General features: G+C 55.8%; 18 protein-coding genes. 5 read left to right on the plus strand and 13 right to left on the minus strand.

From position 1 onward, the window contains the following. Positions 1-12: 12 nt before the first annotated feature. Positions 13-1,572 carry an aldehyde dehydrogenase (NADP(+)) gene (locus JO972_RS04620; RefSeq protein ID WP_309488830.1) on the plus strand — a complete coding sequence of 520 codons (1,560 nt, stop codon included), beginning with the start codon at positions 13-15 and terminating at the stop codon, positions 1,570-1,572. Between the two features lie 150 nt (positions 1,573-1,722). On the opposite strand, the gene JO972_RS04625 is transcribed toward JO972_RS04620, so the two are convergent. Beyond that, positions 1,723-2,664, minus strand: a complete 942-nt coding sequence (locus JO972_RS04625; protein WP_309488831.1) for a dihydrodipicolinate synthase family protein — start codon at positions 2,662-2,664, stop codon at positions 1,723-1,725. A gap of 227 nt (positions 2,665-2,891) precedes the next feature. Between JO972_RS04625 and JO972_RS04630 the strand changes: the two genes are divergently transcribed. Next, positions 2,892-6,803, plus strand: a complete 3,912-nt coding sequence (locus JO972_RS04630; protein ID WP_309488832.1) for a lamin tail domain-containing protein — start codon at positions 2,892-2,894, stop codon at positions 6,801-6,803. Between the two features lie 5 nt (positions 6,804-6,808). Here the strand turns inward: JO972_RS04630 and JO972_RS04635 are convergent, their stop codons facing one another. The 5 genes from JO972_RS04635 to JO972_RS04655 all read right to left on the minus strand — a co-directional run bounded on the left by JO972_RS04635 (position 6,809) and on the right by JO972_RS04655 (position 11,042). Beyond that, positions 6,809-7,684: an aldehyde dehydrogenase family protein gene (locus tag JO972_RS04635; protein ID WP_309488833.1), complete on the minus strand. Its 876-nt coding sequence runs from the start codon at positions 7,682-7,684 to the stop codon at positions 6,809-6,811. Between the two features lie 43 nt (positions 7,685-7,727). Next, on the minus strand, positions 7,728-9,185 hold the full coding sequence (locus JO972_RS04640; protein ID WP_309488834.1) for an aldehyde dehydrogenase family protein: 1,458 nt from the start codon (positions 9,183-9,185) through the stop codon (positions 7,728-7,730). A 12-nt stretch (positions 9,186-9,197) separates the two neighbouring features. Beyond that, on the minus strand, positions 9,198-10,124 hold the full coding sequence (gene deoC / locus JO972_RS04645) for a deoxyribose-phosphate aldolase (RefSeq protein WP_309488835.1): 927 nt from the start codon (positions 10,122-10,124) through the stop codon (positions 9,198-9,200). A 194-nt stretch (positions 10,125-10,318) separates the two neighbouring features. Then, positions 10,319-10,792 carry a GAF domain-containing protein gene (locus JO972_RS04650; RefSeq protein WP_309488836.1) on the minus strand — a complete coding sequence of 158 codons (474 nt, stop codon included), beginning with the start codon at positions 10,790-10,792 and terminating at the stop codon, positions 10,319-10,321. A 28-nt stretch (positions 10,793-10,820) separates the two neighbouring features. Continuing rightward, positions 10,821-11,042, minus strand: coding sequence for a hypothetical protein (locus JO972_RS04655; RefSeq protein WP_309488837.1), 222 nt, complete (start codon positions 11,040-11,042; stop codon positions 10,821-10,823). Between the two features lie 394 nt (positions 11,043-11,436). Here JO972_RS04655 and JO972_RS04660 point away from each other — a divergent pair, with 394 nt between their 5' ends. Beyond that, positions 11,437-14,802 (plus strand): hypothetical protein, encoded by a 3,366-nt coding sequence (locus tag JO972_RS04660; RefSeq protein WP_309488838.1) that lies wholly within the window; start codon positions 11,437-11,439, stop codon positions 14,800-14,802. A gap of 19 nt (positions 14,803-14,821) precedes the next feature. Then, positions 14,822-15,529, plus strand: coding sequence for a hypothetical protein (locus JO972_RS04665; RefSeq protein WP_309488839.1), 708 nt, complete (start codon positions 14,822-14,824; stop codon positions 15,527-15,529). On the opposite strand, the gene JO972_RS04670 is transcribed toward JO972_RS04665, so the two are convergent. The 3 genes from JO972_RS04670 to JO972_RS04680 form a co-directional block, all read right to left on the minus strand. Continuing rightward, positions 15,526-16,221: an RNA polymerase sigma factor gene (locus JO972_RS04670; protein WP_309488840.1), complete on the minus strand. Its 696-nt coding sequence runs from the start codon at positions 16,219-16,221 to the stop codon at positions 15,526-15,528. The two genes, JO972_RS04665 and JO972_RS04670, sit on opposite strands and share 4 nt — an antisense overlap. 26 nt (positions 16,222-16,247) lie before the next feature. Further along, on the minus strand, positions 16,248-17,129 hold the full coding sequence (locus JO972_RS04675; RefSeq protein WP_309488841.1) for a FecR family protein: 882 nt from the start codon (positions 17,127-17,129) through the stop codon (positions 16,248-16,250). Positions 17,130-17,214: 85 nt separating this feature from the next. Beyond that, entirely contained in the window at positions 17,215-18,186 is a 972-nt protein-coding gene (locus tag JO972_RS04680; protein WP_309488842.1) for an outer membrane beta-barrel protein, read from the minus strand. A 189-nt stretch (positions 18,187-18,375) separates the two neighbouring features. Here JO972_RS04680 and JO972_RS04685 point away from each other — a divergent pair, with 189 nt between their 5' ends. Further along, positions 18,376-20,415 (plus strand): CHASE2 domain-containing protein, encoded by a 2,040-nt coding sequence (locus tag JO972_RS04685; RefSeq protein ID WP_343221537.1) that lies wholly within the window; start codon positions 18,376-18,378, stop codon positions 20,413-20,415. A 27-nt stretch (positions 20,416-20,442) separates the two neighbouring features. On the opposite strand, the gene JO972_RS04690 is transcribed toward JO972_RS04685, so the two are convergent. The 4 genes from JO972_RS04690 to JO972_RS04705 all read right to left on the minus strand — a co-directional run bounded on the left by JO972_RS04690 (position 20,443) and on the right by JO972_RS04705 (position 25,481). Further along, a complete protein-coding gene (locus JO972_RS04690) occupies positions 20,443-20,868 on the minus strand; it encodes a hypothetical protein (protein ID WP_309488844.1) in 426 nt (141 codons plus the stop codon). A 150-nt stretch (positions 20,869-21,018) separates the two neighbouring features. Continuing rightward, positions 21,019-21,837 carry a bifunctional hydroxymethylpyrimidine kinase/phosphomethylpyrimidine kinase gene (gene thiD, locus JO972_RS04695; RefSeq protein ID WP_309488845.1) on the minus strand — a complete coding sequence of 273 codons (819 nt, stop codon included), beginning with the start codon at positions 21,835-21,837 and terminating at the stop codon, positions 21,019-21,021. Positions 21,838-21,945: 108 nt separating this feature from the next. Beyond that, positions 21,946-24,657, minus strand: a complete 2,712-nt coding sequence (locus tag JO972_RS04700; protein WP_309488846.1) for a vWA domain-containing protein — start codon at positions 24,655-24,657, stop codon at positions 21,946-21,948. Positions 24,658-24,794: 137 nt separating this feature from the next. Further along, on the minus strand, positions 24,795-25,481 hold the full coding sequence (locus JO972_RS04705) for a hypothetical protein (protein ID WP_309488847.1): 687 nt from the start codon (positions 25,479-25,481) through the stop codon (positions 24,795-24,797). Between the last annotated feature and the right edge of the window lie 50 nt (positions 25,482-25,531).

Genomic DNA, 25,531 nt, shown 5'->3' on the forward strand with positions numbered 1-25,531 from the left:
ATTTATATTATCATGACATTGCAAGGAACATCCATCATCGGAGCCGCTCGCGGCAAGGGCACAGAAGCCCTCGGCAAAAGCCATAACCCAGCTACCAACGAATATCTCGAGCCCGAGTACATCGCCGCTACCCACGAGGAGCTTGAGCACGCAGTCTCTCTAGCCGATTCTGCCTTCAAGGAATATCGTCACTGCAGCGGTGCGAAAAAAGCAGAGCTGCTGCGTGCCATCGCCTCGAACATCGAGGCCATTGTTGAAGACCTCGTCGCCCGCATGCCGCTGGAAACCGGACTGCCAGAAATGCGCGTTCGGGGCGAAGCCGGCCGCACCTGTGGTCAGCTCCGCATGTTTGCCAATCTCGTTGAGGAGGGTTCCTGGGTGGATGCACGCATCGATCGTGCCCAGCCTGAGCGCCAGCCACTTCCCAAGGTAGATACTCGCAGCATGCTGCGTGCGCTTGGTCCCGTCGCCGTTTTCGCGGCATCCAATTTCCCGCTGGCATTCTCCACCGCAGGTGGCGACACCGCCTCGGCTCTTGCTGCCGGTTGCCCGGTGATCGTCAAAGCTCACTCCTCCCACAGCGGCACTGCCGAGCTGGTGGGACTGGCCATTCAGAAGGCTGTGGCCGACTGCGGTCTGCCTGAGGGTGTGTTCTCTCTCGTCTACGGTGGCGGCCGTTCCATTGGTCAATCCCTAGTGAAACACCCTGCAATCAAGGCGGTTGGTTTCACCGGTTCTTACGGCGGAGGTAGAGCCCTGATGGATCTTGCCGCTGCTCGTCCTGAGCCGATTCCGGTCTACGCCGAGATGAGCGCAATCAATCCAGTGGTAATCCTGCCCGGTGCAGCGAAGGAGCGCGGAGCGCAAATTGCCCAAGGCCTGCACGGATCGATGACTCTGGGAGTCGGCCAGTTCTGCACCAACCCCGGCCTGATCTTCGTGCACGAGGACTACGCCGAAGTGATCGCCAAGGAAACTGCCAGCTTGGTGGCTGAGTCCGCTTCCAGCGCCATGCTGAACAGCGGAATTTGCGATGCATACTGCAGCGGTCTTGAAGCTCTCGAAAAACATGACGCCGTCACTCAACTCGGTAAAGCCAGCGCCGGTGAAGGTTCTAACCAAGCGGTGCCTGCCTTGTTCCAAACTGATATCCAGACATTCACCAGCTCGGAAGAGCTCACCAACGAGGTCTTTGGCCCAGCGAGTATCATCGTGACTTACCAATCGGAAGAAGATCTGCTAGGTGCTTTTGCTACCATGGAAGGTCAGCTCACCGCCACGGTTCACGGAACTGAGGAAGAGCTTGCCGAGCAGGTGGCTTTGACTCGCCTGATGGAAGACCGTGCTGGACGTCTCGTGTTCAACGGCTTCCCCACTGGTGTGGAAGTCTGCGCGAGCATGGTGCACGGCGGACCATTCCCATCCACCTCGGATGGACGTAGCACCTCCGTGGGAACAATGGCAATCTACCGTTTCACCCGTGCCGTATGCTGGCAGGACTGTCCGCAGTCACTTCTGCCTGCCGAGTTGCAAGACGGCAACCCACTGGGCATCCAGCGCAGTGAGGTCTAACTTTATCTGATGCAACACACATTAGAAGGGAGGTTTCGCATGCTGCGAAGCCTCCCTTTTTTTGGCTTTGTGCCAATGACGTAGAGACAAAAAAGCCAGTCACGCGTTTGCGATGACTGGCTTTGGTAAAGAGAATGTGTGGGCGTCGACTTAGGCGTCTTTGCCTTCCCAAGAACTCCACCAGTTGCGGAACAGCGCGTGCTGTTGGTTCAAGTAAGCCTCTTGTGCGGGGCTCAGTTTGTCGTCTGGGTTGATGTGGTATTTGTATTCGCTGTGACCTTCCAGCACCATGAGGTGTTTGTAGTAGAGCACCAGATCTGGTTTTTCATCGAAGGTGGAGAGCACGTTCATGGCCTCGGAGAGTTCCAGGGCGTAGCGGCGCGCTGTGGAGTCACCTTCAGCTGCGCGTTTGCAGAGCTCGACCATCTTCAGAACTTCTTTGGGCAGGGCACAACCGACACCAGTAATGGCACCTCCGGCGCCGCAGTTGACGAAGCCGTGGAAGGCTCCGGTATCGACCCCCACCATGAGAGTGAGATCATCGCGACCAGTCGTGATGTTTTCTGCTGCGTAGCTCATGGGAGCTGCACCGCCGAACTCTTTGAAGCCAATCAGTTGAGGATAGCTTTCGTTGAGTTTGAAAAAGAGATCAGCCTTGGTCTCGAAACCGTAGTAAGGTGAGTTGTAGATCACCGCAGGAAGGTCAGGGCCACCGGCTTCGAGGATGGCGGTGAAGTGATTGTATTGAGCTGCAGGAGAAGCTCCGCGTGAGAGGACGCGAGGGATGACCATCAGACCGTGAGCGCCCACTTCGCGAGCGTGAGCTGCGTGTGCCGCTGCGTAACGGGTGTTTTGTGCGCCGGTTCCGACGATGGTTTTGATGCCGGCGTCGACCAGGGCTTTCACGCCAGTCATGCGCTGCTCTTCAGTGAGGAGGGGCCAGTCGCCCATTGATCCGCAGTAAACCACGGAGTCCATGCCGGCCTCGATCAGGCTTTTGGCGGTGTTTACCAGGGCGTCAAAATCTGGGTTGCCCTCGGCGTCGCAAGGGGTCATCAGAGCGGGAATTGTTCCTGAGAATATGTTGCTCATGCCTGAGATCATAGCAGTAATGTCTAGGCGGATTTTACGGCGGGAACTGATTTTTGGGGATAAATGCAGGGGCTCCAGCGGAGAGACATGTGTAATCCCTAGGAGCATACAGTCAAAACTAGATATTGAATCATTATCTTTATTCATGATTATCAGAAATGGCAAAAGATCCCCCCCGCCAATGTGTTGTAGCACTCATCTTTATCTTTTTTATCTCGCTGTGTTCGATGAACTTGCAGGCGCAGGTGGTGATCTCCGAATTCATGGCAGCGAGCACAGGTGTCAGCCTGGTCGATGAAGATGGCGAATCATCGGACTGGCTGGAGATTTATAACTCTGGGACCTCCGCGGTCTCCATGTTGGGTTACCACCTGACCGATGATGACTCGGACCTTAGCCAGTGGACTTTTCCCAACGTGACGATTCCAGCCGGTGGCTACCTTGTGGTGTTTGCTTCGTCGAAAGACAGGGCACCGACGTCTGGCGAGCTGCACACAAATTTCAAACTCTCCTCCGGTGGCGAATACTTGGCACTAGTAGACACGCAGGGAGTGGTTTTACATGACTACGCACCGGCATTTCCCGCACAGGAAGATGACATTTCCTATGGGATTGGACCGGACGGTGTGACGCGTGGATTTTTTACCACACCGTCACCAGGGGCGGCGAATGCGGTGGCAACGGGAGGGAGTGTCGAAGATACCCAGTTCTCGGTCGGTCGCGGGATCCACCATGCTCCAATTAGTGTGGAAATCACCAGTGCCACGGTGGGCGCTCAGATTCGCTACACCACAGACGGCTCTGCCCCGACCACGACCACAGGTTTCGTTTACACCGCTCCTCTGCCCATTAGCCAGACCACCGTGCTGCGTGCTGCTGCTTTCAAGGCTGGATTGTTTCCTAGTAAAGTGGATACTCAGAGCTATCTCTTTCCTTCCGATGTGCGGACGCAGTTTGCCAATGGTAATGCTCCCGCCGGGTGGCCAAGTTCCCCCGTAAATGAACAGGTCTATGACTACGGCATGGACCCCGAGATTACCGGGAGATACAGCGCCCAGCAGATGGAAGACGCGCTGACTGCGATACCCTCGGTGATGCTCACCACGGATTTGGATAATCTTACAGGGGCTGTGAACGGTATTTATTCGAATGCCGAAGAAAGCGGGCGCGATTGGGAGCGTGTGGCGAATATCGAGTTCTTTGGTGGTGATATGACCGAGACGGTGAGCTCTCCCTGTGGGATAAGAATCCGCGGTGGAGCAAGTCGTGCCGATAACAATCCGAAGCATTCGTTCAGAGTGTTTTTCCGTGGAGAATACGGAAATGGAAAGCTCGATTTCCCTCTGTTCGAGGCTGAAGGCGTGGATGAGTTTGATAAAATAGATTTCCGAACGGCCCAAAACTACTCGTGGTCGAAGGATGGAGATGTCTCGCAAAACACCTTCCTCCGAGATACGCTGGCGCGTGATTTACAAGGGGCAATGGGGCAACCCTACACCCGCAGTCGCCTCTATCATCTTTACCTTAATGGCATCTATTGGGGTTTATTCATGACTCAGGAACGAGCCGAAGCCAACTGGGGTGAGAGTTACCTCGGAGGGTCTAGCGATGATTATGATGCCATCAAAGCCTCGGGCCGATATAATGTGAATCGCTACGATACGGAAGCTACCGATGGCGATCTCTACGGTGCTTGGTATGACCTCTGGCAGCTGACCAAAGCTCAATTGGCCAACCCAACAACGGTGCGTTATTACCAGATGCAGGGCCTGGATGCCAATGGTGTTCGTGATCTGGCTTTGCCTGTTTTGTTAGATGTGGATAACCTCATCGATTACATGCTGCTTGTTGGATACACAGGGGCCTACGATAACAGCCTGTCGTCTTTTGTTGGGGCGTCTAACAATTGGTATGCCGTCAGAGATTCTCAAGGTGATCGGGGCTTTGTGCATCTAATGCACGACGCAGAACACACGTTGGGAGCGGGCGGAAGTAGGTGGAATAGTAACAACGACCGAATGAGCACCACCAACGGTGTGGATGATCGTGCGCTATTTGAAAAAAGTAATCCTCAGTTTATACACATGGATTTGGCTGAGAGCACCCCAGAGTATCGTCAGCGCTTTGCTGATCGAGCTCATGCAGCGCTGTCGAACGGAGGCTTGCTTACCAAAGATCGAGTGCTGGAGTTGCTAGAGGCACGCCGTCAGATTCTGGATACGGTGATCATTGCGGAGTCCGCACGTTGGGGCGATGCCGATCGCACCGAGCCTGCTGATAAAGAAAACTGGGAAAGCGCTGTGGACGATCTGATGGATGTCATCGAGACACGCACGGAGGTGTTCATCGGGCATTTGCAGAACGCCGGTCTGTACCCAGCCACCCAGGCCCCGTCGTTCTCCCCGTGGACCGAAACCTTGATCTCTGGCACCAGTATTCAAATGTCGGCCCCCACTGGCACGGTTTATTACACCACAGACGGGAGCGATCCTCGCCTCCCGGATGGTAGCGTGAATCCATTGGCGCAGTCATTTACCATGGCATCCATGGACACTATCGTCGGTAAAAATTCAGTATGGGCTTTTGATGATAGCGGCACTGACCGTGGTTCCAGTGCGCTGGTGGATGGCGAGGCTGGCTATAATTCATCCAATTGGAAACATCCGGACTTTGCTGCGAGTGGCTGGTCGTCAGGGGCTGGCGTGCTCGGTTTTGGGGCGCTTGGGGCATCGGGATCAAGTGTCACGCCGGATACGACGATGGGAGATGGCACGGCTGCAGGTGGGGCCAACCCAAGAACCTGCTACTTACGGCGTCAATTTTCCATCAATGCTGTCCATGAGATTGGCTCGGTTTCAGCTTCTGTCTTGGCGGACGACGGCGTCATCGTTTACCTCAATGGTGTGGAGGTGTATCGGTCGAACCTCGCACCGGGTGCGATTGTTTATTCGGACTTTGCTGAAAATGCGGTGGGGGGAGCTAGTGAGATTGCTTACTCGTCTTTTTTCATTGATACTTCTTTATTGTTAGAAGGGCAAAACACTCTTGCCGTAGAGGTTCACCAAGTGAATGCTGGGTCATCGGATATTGGCTTTGATATGGACCTCTCGGTCGCTGAGGGATCAAAATCCACCTATACGCTTAACGTTCCAACGTATCTAAACGCTCGGGTTTTAAATGGAGCTGAGTGGTCGGCATTGACGAGTAAGTATTACAGCACCGGCAGCTATCCTAAACCAGGTGACTTGGTGATTTCTGAAGTTCATTATCATCCAGCCAATCCCAATACGACAGCTGAGCTTGCCGTGTCTAATGACGATGGAGATTTTGAATTTGTCGAGCTCGCTAACGTTACTAACAAATACTTGGAACTACGTGGTGTCCAATTGGCGGAGCAGGTGATTAACGATCACTTGGAGGGGGTGAAGTTCACATTTACTGACGGCCTGCTCATGGCTCCCGGTCAACGGATTTCCATCGTGGCCAATCGTCAGGCGTTCATGGCTCGCTACCCCACTGTGCCGAACAGTGGCATCGCCGGGGAATACAGCGGGGGGCTGGGAAACTCAAGCGAGTGGCTGCAGCTACGTAACTCCGAGGGCACCGTGCTGGCATCTTTTCGCTACAACGACAAGGCACCGTGGCCGAGTGATGCCGACGGATTGGGCCTGAGCCTTCAGTTGGCGAATCTGAACGGAGACATTGATTTCAGTGATCCTCAAGCATGGATGGCTATCGCCAATCACGGTTCGCCAAGCGATGGCTCTGTGGGGCCATTCAGCGGCCAGGCATCGGCTGATAGTGACGTGGATGGAGTGCCCGCAATTGTTGAATATTACTCCGGCAGCAGTGACTCCATTCACGGTAGCTCGCAAGGACCTGGGCTAGCGTTGAAATCGGATGCTGGTGAAGATGGCATTTACTTTACCTTCACTCGCGACCCGGAAGCCTTTGGTGTGAGTGCGGTGATTGAGCAGTCCGAAGGGCTCAGCGGCTGGGGGCCTCCTCCGGCTGGGAGCACCTTGGTGAAACGCGTGGTGCTACCGGGGAACCTGGTGCGTGAAACGTATCGCATCGCGAGCGGTGTGGCGGCGCAGGCGAACTTGTTTGTGCGCCTGAAGCTGACACCAGCGGAGTAGATCGCTTAGTATGCGCTGCCGCCGGCGATGCTGGACTCGATTGGGTGCCAGGTGGTTTTTAGCTCCTGGGTGGCCAGGATGGGGTAGGGGGATTCAGATTTGGCCGGGTCCTCCTTGCTGAGAATCACGCGCTTGAGGTTGCTGGTGGATTGCTCGCGGAGGCTGAACTTTTGGGCGTCAGTGAGGTCAGATGCTACCACCGCATTGACATCCATGTGGGTGCTGATCACGGGTAGCAGTTCGTCGCGATTGCCGGTGAGCAAGTTGACCACGCCGCCGGGGAGGTCCGAGGTGGCGAGGACTTCGGCCAGGGTGATGGCACAGAGCGGTTTGCTTTCGGACGTGAGCACGACACAGCTATTGCCGCCTGCGATGATCGGGAGCACGGTGCCGAGTAGTCCTAACAGCGATGATTTTTCCGGAGCGATTGCGGCGATCACGCCCATGGGCTCGTAGACTGAAAAGTTAAAGTGGGCACTGGCCACTGGGTTCACGGAGGAAAATGTCTGCTGATACTTGTCGCACCACCCGGCGTAGTAAATGCAGCGGTCGATCGCGGCTTCCACCTCCTTGCGGGCGGCGGCGGGGCTGGCACCTTGGCGTTGCAGCTCGTCCTCGAACTGTGCGCTGCGCCCTTCTAACATCTCAGCGATGCGGTAAAGGATTTGGCTGCGATTAAAGGGATCGCGTGGAGCCCAGCTGGCGAGTGCTGATCGCGCGGCGACCACAGCGTTGCGGAAATCCTTGCGTGAGCTCTGGCAGAGGTTGCCGAGTTTTTTGCCACCTTTGCCCTCGGGCTGATAATAGCGGCCGGACTCGGTGCGGGGGAATTTTCCTCCGATGTAGAGTTTGTATGTTTTCAAAACTTCGATGCGTTTCATGGGTGATGCATTATTTGAGATCGCGAATTTTGTGAGTCGAGTGTTAGAGGCTGGTGTTGAGGTAGGCCGCGAGGCCGTGGAGACCTCCTTCGCGACCGTGGCCACTTTCCTTGAAACCGCCGAAGGGGGAGGTGGGATCGAATTGGTTGAAGGTATTACCCCAGACGACACCGGCTTGCAGGTTACTGGTGATCTGGAAGAGGCGTGATCCTTTATCGCACCAGACGCCGGCGGAGAGTCCGTAGGGGGTGTTGTTCGCTTTTTCGATGACTTCCGGCACCGTGCGAAATGTTTGCACCGCGAGCACCGGACCGAAGATTTCTTCCTGAGCGATCAGAGAAGATTGGGCGACGTTGGTGAAGACGGTGGGCGGGCACCAGTTGCCTTTTTCCGGCAGCTGGCATTCAGGCTGATAGATCTCGCCGCCATCGTTGATGCCGGCTTGGATGTATTTCTTGATCGTTTTCAGCTGGGCCTTGGAATTGATGGCTCCGACATCGGTGTTCTTGTCTAACGGGTCACCGACGATTAGCGAATCCATCCGGCGTTTCAGCTTCCACATGACCTCGTCCACGACGGTTTCCTGCACAAAGAGGCGGGAGCCGGCGCAGCAGACGTGGCCTTGATTGAAATAGATGCCGTTGACGATGCCTTCCACTGCTTGGTCGATCGCCCCGTCTTCGAGGATGATGTTCGCCGCCTTGCCACCTAATTCGAGGGTGAGCTTTTTCTCGGTGTTGGCGATCGCTTGCTGGATCTGCTTCCCCACGGCGGTGGAGCCGGTGAACGCTACCTTGTCCACATCAGGGTGATTGACGATGGCCGCGCCTGTTTCTCCTGCTCCGGTGACGATATTGACCACGCCATCGGGCAGGCCGGCATCGGCAATGAGCTCAGCGAGTTTTAGCGCTGTGAGGGGAGTGGTTTCTGCCGGTTTCAGCACCACGGTATTTCCTGTAGCGAGAGCGGGTGCGATTTTCCACGCGGCCATGAGGAAGGGGAAGTTCCAAGGGATGATTTGGCCGGCGACACCGAGCGGGGAGATTTTTTGATTGGGAAAGGCGTAGTCTAACTTGTCCGCCCAGCCGGCATGGTAGAAGAAATGGTTGGCAGCCAGAGGGATGTCGATATCGCGCGATTCACGGATCGGCTTGCCGCCGTCCATGGTCTCGATGATGGCAAACTCGCGGGCGCGTTCTTGGATCAGGCGGGCGATGCGGTAGATGTATTTGCCTCGCTCACGGGCACTCATTTTCCCCCAAGATCCGTTGTAAGCAGCACGAGCGGCTTGAACGGCGGCATCGACGTCGGCCTGTGACCCCTGGGCCACTTCGGCGAGTTTTTTACCGGTAGCTGGGTTGCTGGTGGCAAAGTATTTCCCTTCCTTGGGCGCGGTCCATTGACCACCGATGAAATGATCGTAGCGTTTGGCAATGTTGACTGGGGTGGTCTCCGGCGCAGCGGCGTAGGTCCAGTCGGGTGATGATTTTTTCTTAGGCATGGCGAGAAAGGATTAGTCTTTGGAAAAGTATTGGGCGGCTTGGTAGTGGCCGCTTTCGAGTTTGGCGACTTGCATCAGCACGTCGTTGGCGAGGCTGCTGGCGCCAAAGCGGAACCATTGGTTATCGAGCCATTCCGGTCCGAGCGTTTCTTTCACCATCACCAGGTAGTGCAGGGCGAGCTTGGATTTGGAAATACCGCCGGCTGGTTTCATTCCAACCATTTTGCCAGTCTTGAAAAAGTGATCGCGAATGGCGAGCAGCATCACCAGCGTCACGGGAATGGTGGCGGCGGAGGCAATCTTTCCGGTGGAGGTCTTGATGAAATTCGCCCCGGCATGAATGGCGATGTCGCTGGCTCGACGAACATTGTCGAGGGTGCCCAGCTCGCCAGTTTCCAGAATCACTTTCAGACGAGCCTTGCCACAGGCTTCTTTGATCGCGGCGATCTCATCGAAAACGTAGTGGTGATCGCCGCTGAGGAAACGACCGCGTGAGATGACCATGTCGATCTCGTCCGCGCCATCGTGGACCGCGCGATGAACTTCATCGATTTTCTGCTCGAGGGTGGCGTGGCCGGAGGGGAAGTAGGTGGCAACCGATGCGATTTTCACCGGTGACCGATCGCCGAGAGCTTCGCGGGCAACTTTGACAAAGGGTGGATAAACGCAGACCGCTGCGGTGGTGGGGAGGCCCGGTATGGAGTCGTGTAGGTGCTCGGATTTATAACAGAGCTGACGGACTTTGTTCGGCGTGTCCGCTCCTTCCAAGGTAGTGAGGTCGATCATATTCAGCACCATGTTCAAGCCGGATCGTTTGGTCTCGTTTTTGATGCTGCGGGTCGTAAACCGCGCCGCGCGCTCGGCGATGCCGACCTGGTCCACAGGTGGGGAGTGGGGAATATCGATACGACCGGATGGAGCGGTGGCTGAGGTCTTCATGCTGGAATAAAAAAGGAGCGTGGCTGAACGAATAGAGACAAAACACGATCGTAGCTAGTGGCCGCGGACCGTAGCGTGAATTATCGCTGATTGCGGAGTGGATGCACGTCAAAAAAGGAGACGATTCAACCTCGGCGCGATGTCCTCAGTGCTAGCGGGACGGCTCGCATGGCTGTGCACGCTTCCTGATGCACTTACACGCGGGTTTCCAAAACTCTACCGACGAGAGCGGCACAGAATTCCAGTTCATCCATATCGGCGGAGGTAAATGCCTGGCTATTTTCCGCAGGTGAGTCGATCTGACTGGTGTGCACGCAAGTGATTACGCCTGCCATTTCCCCGGCAGAGACCACCGGGACTACGATCATGGCATCAGTCTGAATGCCGAGCTGCTGGTCGAGGCGGGAGCTGTGCTGAGGATTTGCTTGGATATTGTTTTCACAAAACGGCTGCCCGGAAGCGAAGACCATACTGATCAGGCCTTCACTGAGCGGGTGGCGGTAGTCGCCAATAAAGCGCGATGAGTGCGGACCGTGACCGAGCAGTGGGTGGAGGTGATCGTTTCCAGCCAACCAAAGCGCGCAATCGCTGCAATGGACAACGCCACAGCAGCGTTGGAGCACCTCAGTGAGGAGCGCGCTGGTGGCGTCATCGATTTCGGGGGGCATGGGTTCCTTGGGGCGCGGGGAGCGCCAGTTATGCGTTGTTGTGGAGAAGGTCGGCCAAGGTGCTCAAGGCATGTTCATTGGCTAAAATCTCACGAGAAAGATGGCGTCCCTCGTCCTCGGGAAGCTCGCCAGCAGCCATCTTTTCCAGTTTCTGGCGAAGTTCTGGAGTAATGGCCTCGCTGGAACGTCCGGAAACTTCCGGAGCAAAGGCAGTGAGGAATTCAGAGATGGTTGCAAATTCGTTGTTCATGATGAGATGGTTAGCTTGTGCGCTCATTAGACGGGGCGGTTTCTCCCGTATGCAATATTTAAGCTGAATTTCCATTAATCTGCTCATTACTCGGTAAATTGCAAGCTTCTAGCTCATCGCTTGGAGGCTAGAGAGGGGGCTGTTCAAAGTGATTTTGAGCATGTGGGTTTTACGCATCATGATGTGGGGTGATGAGTCATTTGAATGTTGACCATGAGTGAATTAGATTAATTATACGGTAGTCATTATGTAAATGCATAGTATTTCGTTAGCTCCCCCCGAAACAATGATGGTTCATCCACTTAACCCATTTTGTCCGCAAATTACCGAGAGGAGACTTCGTGTCTGCTTTTCAAGTGAAAATGGTTTTGCGCTGATCGCCTCGATATCGGTGATGGTGCTGCTGGTAATGATCTCACTGGCGATGTTGAGCCTTTCCACCATCCAGCTGCGTTCCAGTGAGGCCGGCAGGGATGCAGAGGAGGCCAAGACCAATGCGCGCATGGCGCTGATGATGGCGATTGCCGAATTACAGAAAACAACGGGAGCTGACACCAGGATCACCGCCCCGGCAGATGCTCTTTCCACCAGCGACGCTCAAACTAGTAAGCATGTCAGGCAGCTCACTGGAGTGTGGCGTTCCTGGGAGGGGCTGGATCACGATACCTCAACGGGGCGGCCGATTGCTCCTGATTACGATATCAAAGGAGCAGCCGATCAGAGCGGCTCCGGAAATGGACGCTTTCTACGCTGGCTCATCTCAGACGATACCCAAGACCTTTACGATCCCTCTAACCCACCAGCTCTGGACGAAACCAGCGAGACCGTGCCGCTACTGGCCGCAGGCACGCTGCCAAGTGGAAGCGATCAAGAAGTGCACGTGGTTCCTACGGAAATCAGCAACGACAACGGTCGCGGTGCCGTGGCTTGGTGGATTCAAGGTGAGAATACCAAGGTCCGTCTGAAACCCACCACCGCTCCGGTGTCCACCACCGAAGCCGTTGATCAGATGGTGGTTTCTCCCGGTCCCAGTGGTGATGCATTCAGCATCGAAGATAGCAGTGAGACCGATAAAGCGCTGACACAACCATCGCTGACTTTGGTTAAAAACTCATCGTCGTCAGGCGCGGCGGATCCGGCCGAGTTCTTTCACGACCTCACCGCGCATTCGAAAGGTTTGTTAACCAACAATGCCAACGGTGGCTGGAAGCGTGATTTATCGATTTTTACCGAGAGTTTTGCGGCTATTTCAGAGCCTTTCCCCTCGTTGACCCTTGAGCCAGGAGAGGTCTATGAGGCAAGTAAGCAGCATGTCGGCGCAGGTGCTGGATCGGCACTCATTTACCCTTGGGGGAATCAGACTAGCGTCTATCCGGACGCCGTGAGCTGGTCGGCTCTCGTAGAATACATGACGCAATATCGCCGTGTTCAAAGTTCGGGCAACCCCATCACGAAGGTTCCCTTGTATTCCAGTAAGACGCACACCGATTGGATCGATAAGGTTAGGCATCTGCCCGTGCTGGCTCGGGCACACTTGGTGGTTTCACTCACAGCGCGTGAAGATACCGCCAGCTCGACCTATGTGCCCTCGATCCTGATCACCCCGGTAATCACTCTTTGGAACCCATACAGCATCGCTCTCGATACCAGCAATTACAACAACATGCAGTTTGCCCTCAGCGATGTGGCTTGTCCGGTGAACTTTCAATTCAAGGTCGGGGCCGACTCGGTTACCAAGGACTTGGCTAAAATTGTCGCTCACGCCACGAACAACAGCAGCAACATGACCTGTTATATTCCGATCGCTTCGCCGAACTTGTGGCTGCCGGGCGAAGTTAGGGTGTTTTCTCCTCAGGGGAATGCGATTGCGAACAAGAATATCAAAAGCAAGATCACCTTTGTGGAGGGCTATCGTCCTGACAGTGGTCTGAGTTACAAACTGCTCAACAATGCGAACCGGTATTACCCCGCACAGCCAGGCACCGTTCAATATTCAGTGGGCAAAGCCACCATGGACGCCACCTTCACAGGTCCCAACGTCAAGGGGACAGGTTTATATTTTACACAGAAACTCGGCACGGGAAGCAATGCCAGCACCACGAATGTGCAGAACATGCTCGATACCGATGATGCCCAGCGGATGTTGGGCGAAGAGGTGGTTTTGACCGCTACCAGTTCGGCATCTTTGTCTAGTTTGGCCTCTTCCCCCCAACCAGTTCTCAGCGTCATTATGGGCCTGCGCTACGGTCGCGACACCAATCCGAACCGAGACAACATCATGGTCAATGGGATTCACAACATGAACCCAACCGTGGGCTTCATCGTGGGTGGCGCAGCCGAGGCTGACGAACAGGACATGCAGGCACGCTTTGATGGTTTCCCCTACAACATTCAGCTGTATGCGGTGAATTCCTATGCCGACCCAGGCATGCCCAGCGGTATTACCGATGACCTTGAAGGCTACATTGGCAGTGGATTTGGCGCCAGTGATGGTCTGGCAAACTTGGTGCTGCTGGAAATCCCAAGTCGTCCGCTGCGCACGATCGGGGCGCTGCAGCATTTCAACGTCAATGCCTGTGATGATGCCGGCCCATACACGCTCAATGCCTTGGGCAACAGTCGCACCAGCCCGTTTATCGAAAGCGATGAAATCCGCGTCAAACCAGTGGGTGGCGGAGCTGAATATGGGCACGATCATAGCTATGCGATCAACCACGTGATGATGGACGATTGGTTTGTCTCCTCCATCACGCCCGGCATGAACGACTGGTCGGCCAATCAAAGCCGCAGCATGGAAGACGTCTATGCCGATCACCTCAGCGGCAGCGAGCCTCTGCCCAACCATTATTATACCCCCGCGAATGCGATGGGGGTGTCCGATGCCGCCGGTGAAGCAGCCGATTTTCTGAGCTATGAAGATGCCTGGCAGAAAGTCGCCGCAGAGCTCGAAGTCACGGGCATGTTCAACGTCAACTCCACCTCGGAACTGGCCTGGGCCATGTTGTTGAAACGGAACTTCAGTGGTGGCGATGGTCCCGGAGTTTTGACTTTAAACGACAGCACTCCAGGCAACGCGAGTGCCTCGGCCTCGTTGGTGGAGAACAGCGGCACTCCTTTCCCTCGGACGCTTATTAGCTCGGACAGCTCCGCAGGTGCCGGCGGGTACACTGAGCTCACTCAGCCAAGGCGTTTCACGGACGAGCAAATCATGGCCCTGGCGCGTGAGATTGTGGCAGAGGTGAAGAAGCGTGGCCCTTTTCTCTCGCTCTCTGAATTTTACAACCGTCAGCTTTCGGGAGACAGTGACCTCGCTCAAGCTGGGGCGGTTGAGAGTGCTTTGATGCGCTTGGCTGAGGGGGGGAGTAGTGAAAACCCCTTCCGTGATTTGCAAACGATCTTCACCGACACAGCCTCCTCTGTGACTCCAACAGGTTCTCCTCTTACCTATCCCTTCCCAGCCGCGGCCGAAGGAAACCCTGCCTATGGCTTCCCTGGCTGGACTCGCCAGGCGGATGTGCTTCGCCCTCTTAGCGGAATCCTAACAGCCCGTGATGATACCTTTGTCATCCGTGCTTACGGCGCCAGCAAGGATGATTCAGGCAAGGTGTTAGCCGAAGCCTGGTGCGAGGCCGTGGTGCAGAGAACGGCAGAATTTGTTGACGGCTCCGATAAATACGCCCTGCCGAGCGATGATGAGCAGTCGTATGGTCGTCGATACGAAGTGAAAAAATTCCGATGGATGAACCCTAACGAGATCTAAGATTTTCGAATTACAGAGAATGAAAACCCAAGATAAAAAAATGGTCCGACTGATACTGCTGCTGAGTGGATTGCTGTCAGCCATCGGTCTGGCTCAGGAGGCTGAAAACAAGGGCCGCCCTGTGAAATTGATGTATTACCTGGCCCCCGCGGATGCCCCCAGTGAAGCCTATCTCTATGCCGGAGGCAAGCAGGTGGCACAGACGGAACTGACCCGCACCAATTTTTCCGAAACCTTTAAGATCCCTCAGGGTGATCTGTTGTTGCGCTTTCTCAGCTCGCCACTGGCAGAGGGCCAGCGGCTGCCGAAGCGAGCTCCCTTGGTTAGAATCCCGGAAAAGTGGCAGAAGGTGCTACTGCTGGTATTCGAAGACCCGAAGAACAGGGTGATGCCCATCCGAATTCAGGCGATCAATGCCAGCGATCGGCATTTTGGCCTCGGCAGCATTTACATGATGAACTTTTCTGAGGCGGGAGTGGTCGGTTCCATCGGCGACAAGCATCTGAAACTCAAACCGAAGTCGCTGAAAATCGTCAAGAACCCGGTGCAGAAAAATGGCTATTACCCGGTGAAGTTAAATGCCGTGATCCGCGGAGAAAAAAAACCGCGCCGACTTGTGAAACAGATGTGGAGTCACAGCGACCGGATTCGCAATGTACTCTTTATCATGCCGAAGCCTGCGCCGCAGCATACCACCTACTACTGCGCTCCGATCCGCGATTTTTAAGAGGAGCTAGCGCCGACCAGAAAGCCGGTGGATGAGCGGCAGAGACTGAGGAAGTCTTCCCACTCGAGCTCCAGCCATGGATCGGCGGCTTTCAGCTCGGCCATAGTCTCCTCCTTGATGGTGGTCATCACCGATGAGATTGCCCGGCTGACCTTGGATTGGCTCCAGCCGAATAAGGTTCCCACGGCGTCTTGTTTGACACCATGGACCACGACTAAGCGCATAAGCAGAAGATGGAGAGGATCGCAACGACTAATGGCATGCACGAGGGCATCGCGGATGAGTCCCACGAGTTGATCCTCGTCCGGAGGACTTGCGCCATCCTCGCCTGCGAGCATGTCGAATTCATCTGTGGGTGCTGAATCCAGGTTACGGCTGGGTAATTGACCTTGGAACTTGGCGTGGCGTTTGTAATCGATGAGTCGATTGATCGCCGCGCGAGTTAGGAAAGCACGAACCTTGCCCTTACCATTGTATTTTTCCAGTAGGGGAGGTTTTCCATTTTTCCCTCCAAAGCAATCTGCGATAAGGTCCGCTGCGATATCTGAGGCCTCGCTGTGGCTGGCTCCTCGTTTGACGAGGACTGCGTGTAGCCAGTTCAGAGTTTCCTGACCGCCAATCTGGGCGCAGGCAGCCGCGTCACCGCCGAGTGCTGCTGCAACCAGTTCGCTATCGTTGGGATGATCTGACATAGGATTTGATCGGTTAAGTCTGACTGTTAGGGGGTCACATCGGGGGGCGTGCCATTGCCTCCTGTTGTGTCTCCCGGATAATCGTCAGGATAGTCTGTCTCGTACTCGTAGGGATCTGGCTTGTCGAGAATGTCGCGAAGGTCGTTGCGGTCCGCGATGACTCTTGAACCCGGATGGCGATTGACTTGGTTCTCGCTCACCAAGATGCCTTTGCGTTTGAGTTTTTCCTGCGCTTCCACGGCGAGAGCAATGTGCCGGCGAGCTTCAGGTGAGAGCGGACCGAAGACTTGGTTGCCTGCGAGCAGGGAGCTTTCCAGCAATCGTTTCAGGTCAACGTCCACCGGGCGGGTGATGATTGTCCCGTCGGGGCGCATGACGATCATTTGGCCGGCAGGCACTTTAACTTTCTGGGCTCGGCGGAACAGGCCACCTTTGCCTTTTTGTTTTCCCAGATTGAGAGACACGGTGCCTTCCAGAGTAATTAATTTGACCCACTTATCACGGTTGTATTCCATCAGCAGGGTCGTGCCTGTGATTGCCGCGGTGACGGTGGCTGTGCGAATGGTAGCTCCTCCGGCGCTCTTGGGAACTTGTAGTAAAATAGAGCCCTGATTGAGATTAATATCGCGACTGCCCTGGCGGAAGGTGAAGGCTGAGTTCGCTCCGAGCCGAGTGACTGTCCGATCCTGGAAGGTTAGTTCAGCACGAGAGCGGCGGCCTGTCTGCACGGAGGTATGGCCGCGGACGGTATCTCCCACTTTCGCTTGGCGGGAGGAGTTCGGCTGGTGCAAACGGACGTCATTGACGCGGGTGGTGACTTTGGCTGATTGTAAATTATCCGCCTGCAGGCTGGGCCCCAGCAATAAACTGGCAGCGCTGAGTGTGGTGATGAGTGAGATTCGGCTCATGGCGATGTGGGGTTGTTGAGTGGCGTTGTTGTTGTGTCGCTGTCTAGGACGGGGTGAACGGTGGATGCATTCAGTTTTTTATCGCTTAGAAATTGAAGGTCATCCCAAGACCAAGGCCTCCTTGAAAAGCGCTGTAATCGGCGGCGCCGTCGGAGAGGTTGGAATCGTTTTCCGCGTAAAGTAAGGAAGCGTGAACTCGGGCAGAGCGATTCAATTGCCAGTAAAGTTCGGCCCCAGCGACTTGGTTCACGTCGTCGCGCCCAGCCTGATCGTAATCGTAAAGTGCTAGATGATAGAAAAAGACCGCCTTCAGGTCGTCAGTGATTTGGTAGGTGTAGCCAAGGTGCGCGCTGTATTCATCACGCTCCAGTCGACTCGGTTTAGTATTCAGATCATAGGCATAATCCAAGGCGACGTAGGCGGTGTGTTTCGGCGTGCTGAGGAAGACCTTGTGGGCTCCAACGCGCAGCCGATGTGAATTGTAGATTCCGTCACTGAGTGAACCAGAGGTAACACGGGCGTATTCGTATCGCGCAAAAAACAGCATGTCGAAGAACTCGGGGACGATTTTCACCAATCCCACACGACCGTCCGTGCGCTCGAAGTCCAGGCGGCTGGGCGAATCATAGCGATAGATGCTCTGGGTGATGGAGAAATCGGCAAAGAGGTTATCCCCGATGCGTGGTTTCCAGGACGCGGCGGCCCGAGTTTTCCAGATCACACCATCGTCTTCGTTGCTTCGAGTGCTAGCCACGTTGTCCGTCCAGAAGAGGTGGGTCGCGATGTCAAAACGCAGTGGTGCGCGTCCTTGGTAACGTTTTAAAATCAACTGGTCTCCCAAGTCCGAGTCGCCGGGGCTGGTGGGGGCGAAACGCTTCTGCTGGTCGAGGTTCTGATCGCTGTATTCGTCTGGGTCGAAGCCGTCTCCCAAGAAGCGTTCGACGGGTGAGAGGGCGTCAATGGCAAAGCTGGCGACAGAACTCGCGGTGAGGGTAGCGACCACAAGGGCGGGTGATAGGAACCCTGAAGGTTTTGATAGAGTAGCGATTTTTCGCATGGCAGGTGGGTTGTTGTTCAGTTACACAGAGATAACGAAGGTCAACCTAGGGCACTAACATTAGCGATGACAAGCAAACAGACCAATAATAGCACGCGTTCTGGCGAAACTCTGCGGTGGGGTCGCTGGGATCAGGACACCCGGAGCAGGGTGTTAGCCTGCTTCATTTGCGGTCTACTCGCTGCCGCGATGTGGTGGTTGCCGGTCATGGGAGACTTTCTGGCCAAGCAGGAACGGATGCTGCGGGACTTTTTCACCGCCCACGACCATCGATTGAAACCCAGAGAGGATTTTGTTTTTCTGGGCATCGATTCCGCCAGCCTGACCCTCGACGGCCCTGCTGCGGAAGTGGTGGCAGGAAACTCGACGCTGGAAAAAATGTCGAAGCGTTATCCTTGGGACCGCCGGGTTTATGCAGAGGCCATTGACCGCCTCGCCAATGCGGGGGCTAAGTTGATCATCATTGATCTCGTTTTCCCCCAAGGCGCCACTGCCGAGGAGGATGAGGCGTTGGCTGCTGCGATAGCGCGACACCGCAACAAGGTGGTGCTGGCGTCCGCTTTCATGGCTCAAGCCGCCGGCGATCAGCAGACGGTGACTCAGATGGTGGAACCTATTGAGCCGTTTCTAGGACCACTCGATAGTGAAACACCGTCAGGCTATGTCAATTTCTGGCCTCATTACAAAGATCGGCTAGTGCGCGAAGTGCAGCTGAGTAAAACCCTCAGAGAGGTCAATAATCAGCCGCGGCGATCGGATGAGCCGGTGTTTGTGCCTCTCTCTGTGGCGGCGGCACGGCAGTTGGGAAAAGAGCCGACCGCGCCGAGTCAGATCGCCCGGTTCCGCATGGCGAGGGTGCAAGGGCGCAATGTCGACGAGGTTTATGAGCCTCAAAGTTTGTATCGCATCTTTGTGCCGAGCGATTGGCAGCAGTATCGTGAGGCGGCATTTTTTCAGGACAAGGTGGTCATTATCGGGCCGGCGGCTCCCACCTTTCAAGACGCGCACGACACGCCGGCAGGTAAGGTGTATGGTGCCCAGCTGCACCTTCACGCACTGGGGGCGATTCTTGAAGACGCTTGGTATCGTGAAGGCTTGTTAGGCGACGGGCTTTTGTTGCGTTGGATTCTTTGCGGTGTCGCTCTGATGGTTTCTTGTGCAGTGGCCTTTGCCTGGAGCCGGGTAGGGAGGTTGCTGCTGGCCTTGTCAGTAGCCTTTGTCCTTTGGTTGGGCACCGCCTATTTCACCTGCTACTTCACCGGGGTGGTCATTGGTGGTGTGCCATGGATGGCTACGACCTCATCCGGGATTTTTGGCGCGATGATATGGCAGGCCATCACGGAACGTGCGCGCCGGCAGCAATTGCACCGTCATTTGCAGAGATCGATGTCGCCGGATGTAGCTGATGCCATCGTGAAAGCTCCGTCCGGCTACTACGCGGCAGCTTCAGGAAATAGGAAAGAGGTGACCGTTCTGTTCGCCGATGTGCGCGACTTCACCACACGTTCGGAGCAGCAGGATGCGGTGCAGCTGGTGAGCCAGCTGAACGAATACCTCGAGAAAATGGTGGAGGTGATTTTTGCCCATGGTGGCACGGTGGATAAATTCATCGGCGATGCCATTATGGCAACGTGGGGCGGGCTGGATCGCGATGACTCACAAGCTCAGGCCGAGGCCTCTGTGCAGGCAGCCAAAGGGATGTTGCATGAGCTGGCGAAGTTGAATGCGAAGTGGGCGAGTGAAGGCTTGGAACCGTTCCACATAGGTATCGGTATTCACCATGGCGAGGCGGTGGTGGGCGAGGTCGGCTCGGATCAACGCACTGACTTCACCGTCATTGGTGATGCGGTCAACCTGGCATCCCGGACTGAGGGTTTGACCAAAAAGTTGGCTGTCGAGTTGCTCATTTCCTCTGCAGTGTATGCGCATCTGACCGAGCCGCAGGGGTGGGTCGAAGTGCTCAGTGTGCGGGTCAAGGGACGCGATGCCGCGGTGTCACTCTACACGCCATTCCCTCACGATGATCAACAACGGCTCGTCTTGGAAGCAGGGGTAGCCGCCTTCCGCAGTGGTGATTTGAGCAAAGCGACCGCTCACTTTGCTGAGCTCGAAGCAGCTCCCACCTTTGCCGGTGTGGCCCGGTTCTATCAGCAGGAGCTAATGAAGCTGAGTGCGGGCACAAAAACGCCGCCCGGATGGGACGGCGTGATTCGGATGGACAGTAAATAGCGATGGGCAAACCGCCACCTGAGAATACTAGAGCTCGGGGAGAGATCCTCCACCATCGAGCGATGATCCTTGGCCGGGATTCAGTGGGGGAAGCAGGCCTCCGTCGGTAGGTAGGCTTCTTTCGTCCGGCAGGGTAGGTGCTTTGTAATTTTTAGGAGAAAACCAGCTGCGCGAGTTGGAGGCGAAACGCTGAGAATTGAGATGGCGCTCCCAAGCGAGAGCGCGATCGGCACCAGTGGGCATTTCTTGCAAATCTTGAGCTCGCACGGTGGCGATGGGCACACGGGACGGGATGATGTTTGATGAGATGGATTTCACCGATTTGACCGACTTCTTAGCGAGGTCTGTCGCGCTGAAATTGCTGCATGAAGTCATGATCAGGCAGGCTGTAAGGGTGAGGCTCACGCGGGTCAACTGGGGGGCGAGGGGGGAAGATTCGTGGGAGTGACTCATAAGTTATTGGGTATCAGTTCTGGGGGGTGAATGCACGTGGTAAATGTAAGACATCGCAGCGGGTGCCATGTTCAAGGGATTTGAGGGTTTCTTGTTAAGTTTTCTTAATTATCCGGCTAAGTGGAGGATATTGCTGCTTGTGAGGGGGCTTTACCATCCAAGGCAGCGCACAGAGCGGTCGTTGTGCGTCCATTGATATGAGCCGGTGATTAATTCTTGCACCGTTTTGATCCCGTTTTCCACGGCAGTCTCGACGGATTGACCGTGGGCGATGCCCGCAGTGATGGCGGAGGAAAGCGCGCAGCCGGTGCCGTGAATGCCGGAGCCAATGTGGGCGTCCGGATGCTGGAAGCGGTAGGCGGCGCCATCGTGCCAGAGCACGTCTAAGCGATCGTCCGTGCCGGGAAGATGGCCTCCTTTGACCAGGCAGGAGGTGTTGAATTTTTCAGCGATTTCCTTGGCCGCTGGTTCGAGATCGCGCTCGCTGCGGATTTCGCGATCGAGCAATACCGAGGCCTCGGGCATATTTGGAGTGACCAGAGTGGTGAGGGGGATGAGCCGATCGGCGATGGCCATAGCGGCGTCATTTTGCATTAGCGCGGAACCACTGGAGGCGACCATGACCGGATCCACCACGATGGGAATATCGAGGTCTTTTAAGATTTCACAGACGGCGACGATGCATGCACGTGATGGTAGCAGGCCCGTTTTCACAGCGGTCACAGGGTAGCTCTCGAGTAGGATTTGAATCTGACTTTGGAGCAGAGGTAGGGCTGTGGCTTCGATTTCGCGCACTTCTAGAGGCGTTTCAGACACCACGCTGGTGAGGGCTGATAGGCCATGCACACCAAGGCGCTGAAAGGTTTTCAGATCGGCTTGGATGCCGGCACCCGCTGAGCAGTCAGAACCAGCAATGCTGAGAGCGACCGGAGGTGCGCTGTGTTGGTTGGAGGACGATGACGAGTTCATGGATGATAGGACGAATGCGATGTTGAGCCTGTAACATACACAGGATCTGCGGGGGTGCATCTGATTTTTCTGTCACAGTGCGAGACCTAGGGAGAGCTGGGAAATGGGTTACCGCTTTTTCTTGGCCCGGCTGAAGCGTGAGCTCCGGCTTGTTTCCGGCATCGTCACATCCGGGGCGGCGCTCGGGTTGGATGGTGGCGGTGAAGCTTTAGCGATAGAAGGTTCTGGGGGCGCTGTCGGCACGGCGGCGGGGCTTGGTTGGATCACTTTGGCTTTGGCGGGGCGTTGCGTGATCGCAGGCAATGGCAATTTCCATCCCGTGCGGGTAATTAGTGCGTCGAGAACGACCAAGAGCAATGCGATGATCGCAAGCGGGATCCGAAGGTCGGTATCGTGGATTTGTGGCGGGCGCATCCAGGCCTGGGAAAGATCCACCAGCTCACGTCCGCCAGTTTGGGCTGAGACGGAGCGGAGTTCGGCAAGGCGGTCGGGATCGAATGCCCACTCGGTGCTGGAGCCAACGATGAGTGGGCCGAAGGGGATGGCGTGTTCTCCGGTTTGAATCGCACCGCGGATCAGACTGCCTTCTTCCAAGTCTCTGGTGAGAGAGAAACGACCCGGTGCAATGCGTTTCCAGGCCACCTCGTAAGGGGTGCCTGCGGCGTCGCCTTCCAGAAGGCGAATTCGCGGCGGGGTGATGGCGAATTTTTGGCCCCATTCTTCATGATCGTAGAGGAGATCGATAGTGAGGCGAGTGCCTTCGAGCCGATGCCTGAGCCCGATTCCTGGCGGTAATTGATCGCCCATCAGCCACTGGGTGAGGGTCTGGATGAAGTCGCCATATGGTGGCCAAGCGCGGATTTTTTCAGAGTATTTCCCACCCAAGGGAAAGGAGACAGCCGCTGTGCGTCCGATGCCACGGCGGGCGTGGGCGACGAGTGGCGCGAGGTATTCATCGGTGGTGGCTAGGGAGGTGGTGGCATCTGGGCGGGCGTAGGAAAGGTTGTAGCCGTCAGCCTGTGCAGGCCAGCTGAAGGGGGTGGCCGAGACTTCACTCCACTTGCCTGTGGCGCGAGTGCCTACCGGATCGGTGACGAATGCCGAGCGCGCAATGGTGACTGTTTCCTGGGCAAATAGTCGTGGGATGTCGGCGGGGCGGGTGGTGAAAAAACAACGGCCCTTGCCGAGCTTGGCGATCTCTTGCAGGAGCTTGGCGTCGCTGTCGGCCGGGGTGCCGAGGCCGATGACGGAAACGGTGGCCCCTTCACGTGTCATCTCGGCTAACAACTTCTTATAAGCGCCGGGCTCTTCGGAGTCGGCGGCATCGGAAAAGAGGATGATATGGCGGGTGCCGGCGCTGGCCTTCTTCAGCTCCTTCCACGCGGCGCTCAGGCCGTTGTAAACGTAGATGCCGCCGCCCTGAGATTTGATGCGGCGGATTTTGCCGGTGATGGCATTTTTCTTGTCCTGGATTTCTACCAGGGGGACCATCTTGTGGGCTTCGCTATCGACGGCAAAGACGGCGACCTGATCCATGGTGCCCAACAGCTCAACCGCGCGGGCGGCTCCGGTGTTGGCGAGATCCATTTTGGATTTTCCGGCACCGGCACTCATCGACATCGAGCCGGAGCGGTCCATGACGATTGCCATGGCGACGGCGAGCTTACGGTGCTCGTTTTTCAACTCCATGGAAACGGGCAGCAGGGGATCGATGGGTGATTGGAAATAGCCACCGGAGCCGAAGGATTGTTTCCCTCCCACCATCATGAAGCCTCCACCCTGCTCGCGCACGTAGAAGTTCAGCGCGTCTTGAAAGGCGGCGGGGACTTCGAAGGCGGGGATATTGTTAAACACCACCGAGCGCGCACCGGCGAGCTGCCCGACTCTAAGACTGCCTGGTTCGCTGACCACCTGCACATCGTAGTCCTGATCTTTCAAGGCGGCTGCTAGAGGATCGTCGATGTATTTGCTGACTAACAGAACGCGTGGGCCGCCGGTTACCTCGATCCATCGCTCCGCCCGGTTGTTGCCTGGGTGGGCATCTTTTTCCGGCATGATGTCGGCGGTGTATTCATAAGAGCCACTGCGTGCGATCCGATCAGTAAACTCCGCCTTGCCGGTGCCCCCGGTGATTTTGACTTGGGTTTCTGAAAGTGTCTGGCCGTTGCGTTTGATGATCAAGGGCACGGTGGTATCGGTGAAGCCACGCACGGTGACGCCTAAAACAAAGGGCTCGCCCACCTGAGTTCTGACCGGGAGGTGGATGCGGGCCACGCGGAAGTCATCGGTGGTTTCCTCCCTCACCAAGCGGTAATCAAGGGGGATTCCCATCGAGCTGAGCTTGGCGGCTGCTTCGGAGAGGGGCTCCGTGGAGTAGCCATCGCTGAAGACGAGGATGCGCGATGGTCGGTCTTTCGGTGCCAGGGCGGTGATGTTTTGGATCGCCAGATTGGTGCGCGTCATCTTCCGGCTGCCGGTGAACACGGCGGTCTCGGTGCCAGGTTTTTGCTCCACGACTTCGGAGGCGTAATCGATGAAATGAAGTCGGTCTTGGCGCGAAGGTTTTGATTTCTCCAACAGCTTTTTCCACTCCGGCAAGCCTTTGTCGACAAGGTCCTCGGTGGATTCAGAGCGGTCTAACATCACCCACAGGTCGAGTGCGTCCTGTTGCTTGTTGATATGGGGGTCGGCTAACAAGACCGTGAGTGTCAGCAGCAACAGCGCACGCAGTGGTTTCCACAATTGCAAGGACCGCCATAGCAAACCTAACAGGATAAAGACGGGTAGCAGAAAAAACCACTCTGGAGCGCTGAATGTCATCGTGAATCAAGCAGTGGGATACTGCCATGATCCCAACCTGCCCAGTCGCTCAAAAATTGCAATGTTCAGCTCTTGAAAAATCCGCCCAACGGCGTTGGACAGTGCAGTTGGGAACGATACGTTTTCGTGATTAGAGATCACGGTTCTTTTCTCTCATCCCTCCGATCGAGCACGCCCCAGACACGCGGGACTTTCTGGCCCGATGAGGGGACGACAAAAAGAATCTGACGAGCTTTTGGGTGATGCATCCAGTTGGTGCGACAAATGGCAGAACGTTTTTTTGTTTCAGGTAAGACACAATCGATGGCCACAGGATACGAGCCTCTTTTATCGATGGGGGCTTTGACGATACCTGATTTCCTCGGGCGAACGGAGAGCTGAGTCTGATTCCCGAATTTACCGATGAAAAGTGCATCGGAGAGGTTGTAAACCATGGTGTCTCCCTTGGCGATGTTACTGTCCGAGCTATTGATGGCCATGACGACGGCGGGGAAACCGGGTCGGTTGGGCTTTGGGATGAACACTAACAAGCAGCGGCTCCATTGCGCGGGTATCTTGACTGACTGGATGCCACGAGGAACTTCAACTCCCTCGGTAAGCTTGCTCTGACTCACGGCCAAGGTCACCTTCCCTTCGGGTATCTCCACTTGGGGGGAGAGATTGCGTCTGGGCAGATCAATCTCTATCGACTTGGTTCCTGTGAAGAGAAAGGCTGTTTTCGGAGCTCCGCGGTGGGGCTGAAGGAAAATCGCTCGCACAGTGCGAGCCGAGAGCATGGGGGCGGCTACGAGGAGCACGAGAAGGATAATCGACTGAATTCTCATGGGGGGAGTGTCAGTTAAGGTAGGGGTGATGAAGGTGGATACAAGGTTTC

Source organism: Oceaniferula flava (assembly GCF_016811075.1).
Taxonomy (GTDB): Bacteria; Verrucomicrobiota; Verrucomicrobiia; order Verrucomicrobiales; family Akkermansiaceae; genus Oceaniferula; species Oceaniferula flava.